The 12657-nt window shown below is 73.7% G+C and carries 10 protein-coding genes; 7 read left to right on the top strand and 3 right to left on the bottom strand.

All coding sequences use genetic code 11. The features are described from left to right. Positions 1 to 269, bottom strand: a 269-nt coding sequence (locus ACWENR_RS25925) for a glycogen/starch synthase (protein WP_452279565.1), incomplete at its 3' end; no start/stop codon positions are given. 333 nt (positions 270 to 602) lie between these two features. On the opposite strand from ACWENR_RS25925, the gene glgX reads away from it, so the two are divergent. From glgX to treZ, 3 genes are read left to right on the top strand one after another with little or no spacing between them, the layout of a single operon-like run. Further along, positions 603 to 2720 (top strand): glycogen debranching protein GlgX, encoded by a 2118-nt coding sequence (glgX, locus tag ACWENR_RS25920; RefSeq protein WP_452279564.1) that lies wholly within the window; start codon positions 603 to 605, stop codon positions 2718 to 2720. A 1-nt stretch (position 2721) separates the two neighbouring features. Next, positions 2722 to 5046, top strand: coding sequence for a malto-oligosyltrehalose synthase (gene treY / locus ACWENR_RS25915; RefSeq protein WP_452279563.1), 2325 nt, complete (start codon positions 2722 to 2724; stop codon positions 5044 to 5046). Then, positions 5043 to 6776, top strand: coding sequence for a malto-oligosyltrehalose trehalohydrolase (gene treZ / locus ACWENR_RS25910; RefSeq protein ID WP_452279562.1), 1734 nt, complete (start codon positions 5043 to 5045; stop codon positions 6774 to 6776). The genes treY and treZ overlap by 4 nt, the downstream gene beginning before the upstream one ends. A 37-nt stretch (positions 6777 to 6813) precedes the next feature. Here treZ and ACWENR_RS25905 read toward each other — a convergent pair whose 3' ends face one another. Further along, a complete protein-coding gene (locus ACWENR_RS25905) occupies positions 6814 to 7689 on the bottom strand; it encodes an alpha/beta fold hydrolase (RefSeq protein WP_452279561.1) in 876 nt (291 codons plus the stop codon). 244 nt (positions 7690 to 7933) lie between these two features. Here ACWENR_RS25905 and ACWENR_RS25900 point away from each other — a divergent pair, with 244 nt between their 5' ends. From ACWENR_RS25900 to ACWENR_RS25885, 4 genes are all read left to right on the top strand, one after another. Then, positions 7934 to 8497, top strand: a complete 564-nt coding sequence (locus ACWENR_RS25900) for a tyrosine-protein phosphatase (protein WP_452279566.1) — start codon at positions 7934 to 7936, stop codon at positions 8495 to 8497. 247 nt (positions 8498 to 8744) lie between these two features. Continuing rightward, positions 8745 to 9887: a helix-turn-helix domain-containing protein gene (locus ACWENR_RS25895; protein WP_452279560.1), complete on the top strand. Its 1143-nt coding sequence runs from the start codon at positions 8745 to 8747 to the stop codon at positions 9885 to 9887. 114 nt (positions 9888 to 10001) lie between these two features. Beyond that, positions 10002 to 10166, top strand: a complete 165-nt coding sequence (locus ACWENR_RS25890) for a hypothetical protein (RefSeq protein ID WP_452279559.1) — start codon at positions 10002 to 10004, stop codon at positions 10164 to 10166. After that, positions 10153 to 11298, top strand: coding sequence for a helix-turn-helix domain-containing protein (locus ACWENR_RS25885; RefSeq protein ID WP_452279558.1), 1146 nt, complete (start codon positions 10153 to 10155; stop codon positions 11296 to 11298). Before ACWENR_RS25890 ends, ACWENR_RS25885 begins: the two co-directional genes overlap by 14 nt. Before the next feature lie 131 nt (positions 11299 to 11429). Here the strand turns inward: ACWENR_RS25885 and ACWENR_RS25880 are convergent, their stop codons facing one another. Continuing rightward, the gene (locus tag ACWENR_RS25880) at positions 11430 to 12281 is read right to left on the bottom strand and encodes a CHAP domain-containing protein (protein ID WP_452279557.1); all 852 of its coding nucleotides are present in this window, start codon (positions 12279 to 12281) and stop codon (positions 11430 to 11432) included. Positions 12282 to 12657 lie beyond the last annotated feature (376 nt).

Genomic DNA, 12657 nt, shown 5'->3' with positions numbered 1-12657 from the left:
TCCTCGAGGGGTGCGCCGTCGGCGTGGCGGGTGACGACGGTGACGTGGTGTCCGGCGGCGGCGAGGGCGACGGAGAGGGCGTGCACGTGCCGGCCCAGGCCGCCGACGAGCACCGGCGGGTATTCCCACGACAGCATGAGGATCCGGCGGGTCTGCGGGGGCGTGCCCGGCCCGGGCTGCGTCGGTACCTGGGGCCGGGAGGTGAGGGTGGGCCGGTGGAGCCGCCCGGGGGACGTGGTGGGCTGCTCGCCGACCCGCAGGGTCGTCACATCAATCTCCGTCCATACATGGAGGTACGCGCCGGCAGCGGTGACGGCGGAACGTGGTGGGGGTGCCCGACGGGCCGAGTGGAGACGCGCGTGCGCGTCCCGCGAACAAGCAAAAGGCATCGCGCCCGGTCCCGCATCTCGAAAAGGGCCAAGGTGACGGAGGACACCCGAAGGGGGCATGGCGCCTCAGTCGGGTGGATACCGGTCGTCGGCCGATCGGGTGGATTGGCGGGGGAACGCGGGGGGCAATACCCGCACGCGCGCCGCCGGCCCCCGCCGTGTGGTGCGCTCATGGTGCGGTGCGCGCTCATGATCTTGCACTAGAGGAGCGACATGCAGGTCTGGCCGGGTGAGCGTTACCCCCTGGGGGCCACCTACGACGGGATGGGCACCAACTTCGCGATCTTCTCCGAGGTGGCCGAGCGGATCGAGCTGTGCCTGTTCGACGAGTGGGACACCGGGGCCGAACGGCGGGTCGAGCTGCGCGAGGTCGACGCCTACGTCTGGCACGCGTACCTCCCCGGCATCGAGCCGGGGCAGCGCTACGGCTACCGCGTGCACGGCCCGTACGACCCCGCGAACGGGCTGCGCTGCAACCCGGCGAAGCTGCTGCTCGACCCGTACGCCAAGGCCGTCGACGGCGACGTGCGGTGGGACCCGGCCGTCTACGACTACGAGCACGGCGACCCGGAGCGGATGAACACATCCGACTCGGCGCCGTTCATGCCCAAGTCGGTGGTGGTCAACCCGTACTTCGACTGGGGCAACGACTCCCCGCCGCGCACCCCGTACCACCACTCCGTGATCTACGAGGCGCACGTGCGCGGGCTGACCATGCGCCACCCCGACATCCCCGAGGAGCTGCGCGGCACGTACGCGGGCCTCGCCTCGCCGCCGATGATCGAATACCTGACGAGGCTCGGCGTGACCGCCGTCGAGCTGATGCCGGTGCACCAGTTCGTGCACGACCACCGGCTGGCCGACCTGGGGCTGCGCAACTACTGGGGCTACAACACCATCGGCTTCTTCGCCCCGCACCACGGCTACTCGGCCCTGGGCCGCCTCGGCCAGCAGGTGCAGGAGTTCCGGGGCATGGTCAAGGCGCTGCACGCCGCCGGCATCGAGGTCATCCTCGACGTGGTCTACAACCACACCGCCGAGGGCAACCACCTCGGCCCGACGCTCAGCTTCAAGGGCGTCGACAACGCCAGCTACTACCGGCTGAGCGAGGACGACCGCCGCCACTACGTCGACTACACCGGCACCGGCAACAGCCTCAACGTACGCAGCCCGCACTCGCTGCAACTGATCATGGATTCGCTGCGCTACTGGGTGACCGAGATGCACGTCGACGGCTTCCGCTTCGACCTCGCCGCCACCCTGGCCCGCGAGTTCTACGAGGTCGACCGCCTCTCCACCTTCTTCGAGGTGGTGCAGCAGGACCCGGTGGTCAGCCAGGTCAAGCTGATCGCCGAGCCGTGGGACGTCGGCCCCGGCGGCTACCAGGTCGGCAACTTCCCGCCGGTGTGGACCGAGTGGAACGGCAAGTACCGCGACACGGTGCGCGACTTCTGGCGCGGCGAGCCGGCCACCCTGGCCGAGTTCGCCTCCCGCATCTCCGGCTCCGCCGACCTCTACCAGGACGACGGGCGGCGGCCGTTCCACAGCATCAACTTCGTCACCTGCCACGACGGGTTCACGCTGCGCGACCTGGTGTCGTACAACGACAAGCACAACGAGGCCAACGGGGAGGAGAACCGCGACGGCGAGAGCCACAACCGGTCCTGGAACTGCGGGGTCGAGGGGGAAACCGACGACCCGGCGGTGCGCGCCCTGCGCGCCCGGCAGCGGCGCAACTTCCTGGCCACCCTGATGCTCTCCCAGGGCGTGCCGATGATCGGCCACGGCGACGAGCTGGGCCGCACCCAGGGCGGCAACAACAACGCGTACTGCCAGGACGGCGAGCTGGCCTGGGTCGACTGGGACGACGCCGACCAGGACCTGCTGGAGTTCACCCGCCGCCTGGTCGACTTCCGCCGCCACCACCAGGTGTTCCGCCGCCGCCGGTTCTTCACCGGGCTGCCCGTGCGCGGCCGGGAGGTCGACGAGCCCCTGCCGGACCTGGCCTGGTACACCCCCGACGGGCGGGAGATGACCGGCGAGGACTGGGGCAACGACTTCGGCCGCTCCGTCGCGCTCTTCGTCAACGGCGAGGGCATCCGCGAACGCGGCCAGTACGGCCAGCGCCACGTCGACAGCTCCTTCCTGCTCTGCTTCAACGCCCACGACGCGCCGCTGGACTTCACCGTGCCCGGCCCCGAGTTCGGCCAGCGCTGGGAGGTCGTGATCAGCACCGCCGAACCGGAACCGGAGAAGACGACGGTGGTCGAGGCCGGCGGCGTCCTCGGCGTGCCGGACCGCTGCGTGGTGGTGCTGGAGAGGACGGCCTGACATGTCGAGCACCCCTCGACCCGACGCGCCCCGCGTGGGCGCCACCTACCGGGTGCAGGTGCGCCCCGGCTTCGACCTGGACGCCACCGCCGACCTCGCCGACTACCTGGCCGACCTCGGCGTCACCCACCTCTACAGCGCGCCGCTGCTGACCGCGACCCCCGGCTCGGCGCACGGCTACGACGTGGTCGACCACCGGGCGGTCAACCCGGAGCTGGGCGGCGAGGCGGGCCGGCGGCGGCTGCTGCGCGCCCTGCGGGCGGCCGGCCTCGGCCTGGTCGTCGACATCGTGCCCAACCACGCCGGGGTGGCCGTGCCCGCCGCCAACCCCGCCTGGTGGGACGTGCTGCGCCGGGGCCGCGACTCGGCGTACGCGGGCTGGTTCGACATCGACTGGGACCGCGGCCGGCTGCTGCTGCCGGTGCTGGCCGACACCCCGGACGCCCTCGACGACCTCAAGCTCGCCGACGGGGAGCTGCGCTACCACGAGCACCGCTTCCCCGTCGCCGACGGCACCGGCGGGGGCAGCGCCCGCGAGGTGCACGACCGGCAGCACTACGAGCTGGTCTCCTGGCGGCGCGGCGACGCCGAGCTGACGTACCGCCGGTTCTTCGCCGTCTCCGACCTGGCCGGGCTGCGGGTGGAGGACCCGGCGGTCTTCGCCGCCACCCACGAGCTGGTGCTGCGGTGGGCGGCCGACGGCGAGGTCGACGGCATCCGCGTCGACCACCCCGACGGGCTGCGCGACCCGGCCGGCTACCTGGCCCGGCTGCGCGCCGCCGCCGGTGACGCGTGGCTCGTGGTGGAGAAGATCCTGGAGTACGGCGAGGAGCTGCCGGACTGGCCGGTGGACGGCACCACCGGCTACGACGCCCTCGCCGCCGTCTGCGGGCTCTTCGTCGACCCCGACGCCGAGGGCGACTTCACCGCCCTGGACACCCACCTCGTCGGCCGGCACACCTCCTGGCAGGACCTCACCCACGACACCAAGCTCGCGGCGGCCACCCGGCTGCTCTCGGCCGAGCTGACCCGGCTGGCCGCGCTCGCCCCCGAGGTCGAGCGCGCGGCGGCCCGGGCGGCGCTGGCCGAGCTGGCCGCCGCGTTCGCCGTCTACCGGGGCTACCCGCCGCAGGGCGCCCGGCACCTCGCCGCCGCCCGCGCCGAGGCCGGCCGCCGCCGCCCCGACCTGGCCGGCGCGCTGGACGCGCTCACCCGCCGGCTGCGCGACCCCGACGACGAGCTGGCGCGGCGCTTCCCGCAGTTCACCGGCGCGGTCATGGCCAAGGGCGTCGAGGACACCGCGTTCTACCGGTGGAGCCGCTTCGTCGCCCTCAACGAGGTCGGCGGCAGCCCCGCCCACTTCGGCGTGCCGCCGGCCGAGTTCCACCGCTTCGCCGCCGCCCGGCAGGTGCGCTGGCCGGCGAGCATGACCACCCTCTCCACCCACGACACCAAGCGCTCGGAGGACGTCCGGGCCCGGCTGGCCGTGCTCAGCGAGCTGCCGGGGCGCTGGGCCGACCTCGTCGGCGCGTGGACGGCCCGCGCGCCGCTGCCCGACCCGGCCTTCGCGCACCTGCTCTGGCAGACCGCCGTCGGCGCCTGGCCCGTCGAGCGGGAGCGGCTGCACGCGTACGCCGAGAAGGCCGCCCGGGAGGCGTCGGCGTCGACGAGCTGGGCCGACCCCGACCCCGCCTTCGAGCGGGCCGTGCACGCCGTCGTCGACGCCATGTACGACGATCCGCAGCTGCACGCCGAGCTGACCGCGTTCGCCGCGGAGATCGCCCCCGCCGGCTGGTCCAACTCGCTGGGGCAGAAGCTGGTGCAGCTCGCCATGCCCGGCGTGCCCGACACCTACCAGGGCACCGAGCTGTGGGACAACTCGCTGGTCGACCCCGACAACCGCCGCCCGGTCGACTTCGCCGTACGCCGCAACCTGCTGGCCGACCTCGACGCCGGCGCGCTCCCGCCGGTCGACGCGAGCGGGGCGGCGAAGCTGCTGGTGCTCTCGCGGACCCTGCGGCTGCGCCGCGACCGCCCCGAGCTGTTCACCGGCTACCGGCCGGTGCCGGCCCACGGGCCCGCCGGCCGGCACGCCGTCGCCTTCGACCGGGGCGGCGCGATCGCGGTCGCCACCCGGCTGCCGCTCGGCCTGGCCCGCGCCGGCGGCTGGCGCGACACGGTCCTGTCACTTCCCGTTCACGAGCTGACCGACCTGTTCACCGGCCGGGTCTACAGTGGCGGACAGGTCCCGCTGGCCGACCTGCTGGCCACCTTTCCCGTTGCGCTGCTGGCTCCCACCACCGAGTCCGTGGAGGCTGCGAAATGACCGAGTTCGCGGTGTGGGCGCCGGAGGCCGCCCGGGTCCGGCTGCGCCTGCCGGGCGTCGCCGACCACGACATGCGCCCGGGCCCCGGCGGCTGGTGGCGGGTCGAGGTGCCCGCCGCCGGCCCGGGCACCGACTACGCCTTCCTCCTCGACGACGACGAGCGGGCGCTGCCCGACCCCCGCTCGGCCTGGCAACCGGCGGGCGTGCACGGGCCGAGCCGGCTCTACGACCACGCGGCGTTCGAGTGGACCGACCACGCCTGGACCGGCCGGCAACTGCCCGGCAGCGTCCTCTACGAGCTGCACGTGGGCACCTTCACCCCGGAGGGCACGTTCGACGCCGCCATCGGCCGCCTCGACCACCTCGTCGACCTCGGCGTCGACATGATCGAGCTGCTGCCGGTCAACGCCTTCAACGGCGAGCACAACTGGGGCTACGACGGCGTCTGCTGGTATGCCCCGCACCAGCCCTACGGCGGGCCGGACGGCCTGAAACGGCTGGTCGACGCCGCCCACGCCAAGGGGCTGGGGGTGATCCTCGACGTCGTCTACAACCATTTCGGGCCCTCCGGGGCCTACGCGCCGATGTTCGCGCCGTACCTCGCCGAGCAGAGCAACCCCTGGGGCCGCACGATCAACCTCGACGGCCCGCACTCCGACGGCGTACGCCGCTACGTCGTCGACAGCGTCCTGATGTGGCTGCGCGACTACCACGTCGACGGGCTGCGGCTCGACGCCGTGCACGCCATGCCCGACAGCCGCGCCACCCACCTGCTGGAGGAGGTGGCGGTGGAGGTCGAGACGCTCTCCACCCACCTCGGCCGGCCGCTGTCGCTGATCGCCGAGTCCGACCTCAACGACCCCCGGCTGGTCAGCCCCCGCGAGGCCGGCGGCTACGGCCTGCACGCCCAGTGGAACGACGACGCCCACCACGCCCTGCACACCCTGCTCACCGGCGAGCGGCAGGGCTACTACGGCGACTTCGGCTCCCTGGAGTGCCTCACCGACGTGCTCACCGGCGCCTTTTTCCACGCCGGCACCTGGTCCAGCTTCCGCAACCGCCACCACGGCCGGCCCGTCGACCGGCAGCGCACCCCCGGCCACCGCTTCGTGGCCTACCTGCAGAACCACGACCAGATCGGCAACCGGGCCACCGGCGACCGGATCTCCGCCACCCTCTCCCCGGGGCTGCTGCGCGTCGGCGCGACGCTGCTGTTCACCGCCCCGTTCACCCCGATGCTGTTCATGGGGGAGGAGTGGGCGGCCAGCACCCCGTGGCAGTTCTTCACCAGCCACCCCGAGCCGGAGCTGGCGACCGCCGTGGCCACCGGGCGCAGGCGGGAGTTCGCCGCCCACGGCTGGCCGGCCGGCGACGTGCCGGACCCGCAGGACCCGCAGACCTTCGTCCGCTCCCGGCTCGACTGGGCTGAGCTGGACAAACCCGAACACCGCGAGATGTACGAGTTCCACCGGCGGCTCATCGCGCTGCGCAAGAGCCGCCCCGACCTGTCCGACCCCCGGCTGCACGCCGTCGACGTCCGCCACGGCGACCAGTTCCTGGTGATGCGCCGGGGCGAGACGCTGGTGGTGGCCAACCTGGCGGCGCGGGCGCAGGGCGTGTCGCTGCCGGGGGTGGCGCGGCGGGTGCTGCTGGCCACCGGTGAGGGCGTCACGGTGATGCGGGACCGCATCCAGTTGCCGGCGGAGACGGCGGCGATCGTGGCGCTCTGAGCGGCGCCCGCCGCCGTCCCGCCGCCGACGGCGGTCGTCAGCCGGCGTCCAGCACCTCGCGCAGCTTCGCCGCGAACTCGGCGGGCTTGCCCGCGTAGCCGTACTCGCCGCCGAGGAAGCCGCCGTGGTGGCTCGGGAACACCACGGCCTCCTGGCCGAGCAGCGCCGCCATGCCGACGGCCGTGCGCGCGGTGTAGGTCTCCCCGGTCTCCTCGCCGACCGCGATCACGATCCGGGTCGGCGCGGCGGTGAGCGCCGCCGCGTCGGGGCGGTAGTCGGTGATCGCCCAGGAAGCCTTCGACAGCAGCGGGTCGTCGCGGGAGCCGTCGTCCTCGGCCGGCATGCCGAACGCGGCCGGGTCGGGCGCGGGCTGGGCGAAGTAGGCGTCGGTGAACTCGCCCCGCCAGGACGTCATCGCCATGAAGGCGGCCATGCCGGCACCGGTGCCCCCCGCCTGGTACGCCTCGTAGAAGCCGGCCCGGGCGCGCTCGGCGGCCTCGGCGTCGGGAAGCACCGCGTTGATCGGCGGCTCGTGCGCCACCAGCGTGGCGACGTCGCCGGGGTGGGCCGCGACCAGTTCGAGCGCGGTCACCGCACCGCCGCTGCTGGCGAACACGTCGACCGGGCCGGCGCCGAGCGCCTCGACCAGCAGGTGCAGGTCGGCGGCCTGCTGCTGCGGGGTGTGGTCGGACCGGCCGTCGGTGCGGACGCTGCGGCCCAGGCCGCGCGGGTCGTAGGTGACGACCGTCCGGTCGGTGAAGTGGGCGGCGAGCGCGCCGAAGCCCTCCGCCGTCATCGGCTGGCCGATCATCAGCAGGGTGCGGTGCTCGCCGGCGGCCGACAGGGGTTCGCGTACGTCGTAGACCAGGTCGGCGCCGGGCACGGCGAGAGTGCGGGTGTCTGTCGTCGTCATGCCGGCGAGCCTACGACCGGCCGGCGACAGCCGGGCGCCACCCCCTCGGCGAGCCCGGCAACCACCCGGTACGCGTCGACGTGGAGGCCCGCGCGGGTGGAGCGGGGTGCGGCTCCCATAATGTTCCCGTGATCAACCGTGCGGAGGCCGTCGTCACCCACGCTGCCGTTCCCGGGGTGCGCAACTTCCGTGACGCGGGCGGGGGGGATCGCTCCGCCGGGGGGCCCTCTACCGCTCCGGTGCCCTGCACACGCTGACGCCGGACGGGGCGCGGGCGCTCAGGGACCTGCGGATACGTACGGTGATCGACCTGCGTTCCGGGACGGAGCTGACCGAGCGACCGGATCGTTGCGAAGGACTCGACGTCGCAGCCTGCCACCATCCGGTGTTCGTCGAGCGGTCCTGGCCCGACGACCAGGTGGCCCTGTACCCGTACATGGCCGAGCAGGCCGGCCCTGCCGTCGTCGCGGTGATCCGGCGGCTCATCGCCCCGGGCGCCCTCCCCGCCCTCGTCCACTGCGCCTCCGGCAAGGACCGCACCGGCCTGGTCATCGCCGTCATCCAGACCCTCCTCGACGCCTCCGAAGCGCAGGTCACCGAGGACTTTCTCCGTTCGAACGCCGCGCTGGACCTCACCGGGCCGCCGGCTGACACCGTGAGCGGGCACGGAACCCGTCCTGTCACGGCAACTCATCTCCTGCACGCCATGATCTGGATCCGCAGCAGCCATGGCTCCCCGTCCGCCTACCTCGAGGCGCACGGGGCCACCGACGCCGAGCTGGCGGCGTTACGCGCCTGCCTGACGTGACCCCGGGGAGCGGTCGTCCCGTCGCGACCGGTGGGCGAACGTCTCACGTCGACCACGGGGCGGCCGAGCCGTCAGCCAGGTAGAGCGGAGCGTGGCGGAGAAGCGATGTCCTCCAGCTCCTGGCCCGGCAGGCGCAGACCGTCGAGGCTGGTGAGGGTCCCGCAGTCGAACGTTGGGGAGTACGGTCGATCACCGCAGGGTATCGGTCCGTAGTGGCCGCCGGGCCTCGCGACGTAGGAGTGTTGCCGTGCCCCCACGGGCGAGAACGATCGTCGACCCACGGTTCGCGGCTGAGCTGCGACGGCTTCGCGAGGCGCGGGGCATGTCGCTGCGGCGGCTAGCGTCCCTCGTCAACCACGGCAAGAGCCTCGTGCACCAGTTGGAGACGGGGCAGACGAAGCCCACGGTGGCCGTCGCGGCCCGGCTCGACGAGGCGCTGGCGGCGCGGGGCGCCCTGGCCCGGCTGGTGGCGGACGCGCCCGACGGCGGCGACCGCCTGGCATACGCGACGGCGCATCCACGCCGGGTCGACGCCGCTGCGGTGCGAGCGCTGGCCGGCCTGCTCGCCGGCTATCGGCGGCTGGAGGACGCGGTCGGTTCCGGACCGATCATGGGGCCGGTGCGTGTCCACCTCGACGCCGTGACCTGTCTGCTGCGGGGCGCCCGACCCGACGTGCGGCCGAGTGTCCTCGACGTGGCCGCGCAGTGGGCGCAGTTCGCGGGCTGGCTGAGCATCGCGCGAGGCGAGGAGCGGGCGGCGACGGCGTGGCACGCGAGGGCACTGGACTGGGCGACCGAGGCCGGCAACAGCGAGCTCGTCGCGACCGTGCTGTCCTTTCAGGGGCATCAGGCGGAGTTGCGCGGCGACCTCCCCGCCATGATCCGGCTCTCCGAGGTCGCGCGCCGGGACCGGGCCGTGAACGCGGCGCTTCGGGCCTACTGCGCGGGGCAGGAGGCCAGGGGCCTCGCCATGGCCGGGGCGGCCACCCGTGAGGTGCTCGCCCGTCTGTCCGAGGCGTCGGACGTGTCGGCCCAGGCGGCGGAGGAGCCGCTGTCCCCCTGGGGCTACTGGTACACGCCGTCGTTCTTCGCCGTGCAACACGGCATTGTCTGGCGCTACCTCGGTGCGACCGACAGCCGCGCCAACGACCGGGCACTGACGTTGCTGACGGCCGGGGTCGGCGGAGTGAACGAGGAGGCGGGCGGCGCGGACTGGCACGGCCGCAACCTGGTGCATCTCGCCCTGGCGCAGGCCCAGGGTGGTGACACGACGCTGGCCCGAGAGACCCTGACGACGGCCGAGTCCATCGCGACGGCCGCTGCCTCCCGCCGACTGGCTCGTGAGGTGACGGAGGCCGTCCACCGGCTCGGCCTGTCCGCGACGCCGTAGCGGACGCGTCTCGCCCGATCAGCCACCCGTCGCCGGGCTCACGATGACCGTGGGTGACGGCGGCAGGAGGGTCTGCCCGACCTGTCGTCGCGCCACCGGTCGAGGGAGATGCGGATGGCGACGGACGAGTCGGCGCGGAGCCGGGCCGAGCGGGCGGAGGCGGTCGAGCGGGAGGCCGCGAAGCAACGGCTGCTCGCCCGGGCCGAGGCGGAGCGCGTACCGGTGGAGGAGACCACCCGGGCGGTGCCGGACCGGCGGTGGCGGCGTGACCAGCGCTGACGAGCCGATCGGCCGCCGCGTGGCGCGCTGGCGGGCGCGGCGGCGGATGACGCAGCAGATGTTGGCCGACCGGCTCGGCAGGTCGAAGAGCTGGGTGGACAAGACCGAGCGGGGCGTGCGCCCGTTGGACCGGTACCCGGTGATCCAGGAGGTCGCCCGGGTGCTGCGGGTCGACCCGCTGGTGCTGCTCGGCGAGCACCGCCCGCCGCCGTCGACGGCCGGCGGCCCGCTGGTCGGCGTGGAGGGCATCCGGGCCGCCCTCGCCCGCTACGGCGAGCACCGGGAAGGCGCGTCGGTGGTGGAGACGGAACGGCACGTCGCGCACGCCTGGCTGACCTTCCAGCACGCGCACTACGCCCAGGTGGTGCGGCTGCTGCCGGGGCTGCTGCACGCCGCGCGGGGCGTGCGGGCGCAGCAGCCGGGGTTGCTGGTGCAGGCGTACCGGATCACGTCGTCGGTGCTGGTCAAGCTCGGCGAGGCCGACCTCGGGTGGCTGGCCGCCGACCGGGCGGTGGCCGTGGCGGGCGGCGACGCGGCGCTGGCGGGGACGGCGGTCGCGTCGGTCGGTCAGGCGTTGCGCGCGTTGGGCCGGGACCGGCTGGCGCTGGTGGCGACGCTGGCCGCCGCGCGCCGCGTCGCGTCCGCGTCGGCGGCGGTGCACGGAACGCTGCTGCTCCAGGCCGCCCTGGCCGCCGCCGGCTGCGGCGACACCCACCGCAGCGAGGAACTGGTCGACCGGGCCGACCGGGTGGCGGAGCGGGTCGCCGCCGACGACCCGCACCGGACCGGCTTCGGGCCGGGCACCGTCGAGGCGGCCCGGGTGGTGGTCGCGGTGGAGCGGGGAGAGGCCGGGGAGGCGGTGCGCCGGCACGAGCAGACGGTACGGAGCCAGGCGTGGCGGCGGCTGCCGGCCGAGCACCGGGCGGCCTACCTGCTGGACGCCGCGCGGGCGTACCTCCAGGTGGGCGACCTGCGCGGGGCGGGGCGGGCGCTCGTCGAGGCGGACGCCGTCGCGCCGGCCGAGGTCCGGTGCCGGCCGCTGGCGCGTACGGTGCTCGCCGAGGTGGCGCGGTCGCACCCGGCGCCGGCCGGCGTGGCGCGGCTGGCGACGCTGGTCGGCCTGACCCGGTGAGTGCCGGCAGGTCTGGGACCTCGACACTGCCCGACCGGTCAGGGAGCACGCGGCCGACGCGCACGCCTCCCCCCGGAGGGTGCGGGCACGCTCGTCTGGTCGAAGCGGCGTGCCCGCACCCCGTCAGCCGGTCACTTGAAGCGGATGAACTTGGAGAACTGGCTGTTGAGCGTGCCCACCGACACCGTCCGGTGGCTGTACTTGTCGGCCGAGACGTAGTTGTACTCGTCGATTTCGAAGGTGCCGTTGGAGTTCACGCTGGTCACGAAGGCGACGTGGCCGTAGGTGCCGCCCAGCCGGACCGCGATGTCGCCGGCCTTCGGGCTGTTGTAGACCGGCACCCCGGCGCGCCCGGCGGCGGCCACCCACTCCTTGGCGTTGCCCCAGGCCGGCTGGCCCAGGTACTGGTTGTGGAAGGGCACGCCGACCCGGCTGCGCAGGGCCCAGGCGGCGAAGCTGGTGCACTGCCCCTTGTAGAAGTTCCACGGGTCCACGCCCGTGGTCTGGCCCTTGTACGGGTAGTCGTCCTTGGCCGGATAGGTCGTCCCGCCACCGGTGGAGAGCAGCTGGTGCGAGGCGTTGTTGTTCTTCAACGTGGCGTTCAGGTTGGTCTTGGCGCCGGGCGCGAAGTCCTGGTAGGCGTAGGAGCCGTTGTAGTCGCTGTTGTAGTAGACCCGCACCGTGCTGCCGGTGCGGTTCCACGCGGAGGCGGCGTTGTTCTTGATGCATAAGCCCTGGCCGCTGCCGGCGCCCTTGAACTCGTAGCAGTCCGGCTGGGTGGAGCCGTAGTCGGCCAGCGAGCCGGTGTGGTCGGAGATCGACCCCGCGTGGTCGCTGTTGTAGTAGTAGCAGAACTCGCCGGTATCGCAGACACCGTCGCGGTACGCCGCCTGGGCGGGCGCGGCGACCGCGAGGACGCCGAGTGTCGCGCCGAGCACGCTCGTGCTGAGGGCGCCGAGGACGCGAACCGTGATCCTGGGCATTGCACTTCCCTTCCGAGAGGTATGTGACGAAGCCTCACACTACAAGCGTTGATCTATTTGCATGTGCCCCTTCGACGCCTTGTTTCCACTGTGGAGCCTCGGCTGCCCGTTGCGCCCCCGGAGGTCGAGGCGCGGCGGCGGGGGAGGGGCTTCGGGCGTGGCGGCCCCCGCCCGGGCCGACGCCGCCTCCCGCCGCGCCCGAGCCCTCGCCGCCACCTGGGATCGCCCCACCGCGACGCGGCGAACGACAATTGCCGTGCGTGTCCCGGGCGTTTGCTCTCAGAGCGTGTTTGAGAAGGTCTGTTGTGGACGGCGTGGTGGCATGACTTCCACCGGCGAGACGGGCAGGGTGGCGCGGTGTCTGCACGCCGTGGCT

Source organism: Micromonospora sp. NPDC004336 (assembly GCF_053602615.1).
This window is presented reverse-complemented; position numbering and strand designations above follow the sequence as displayed.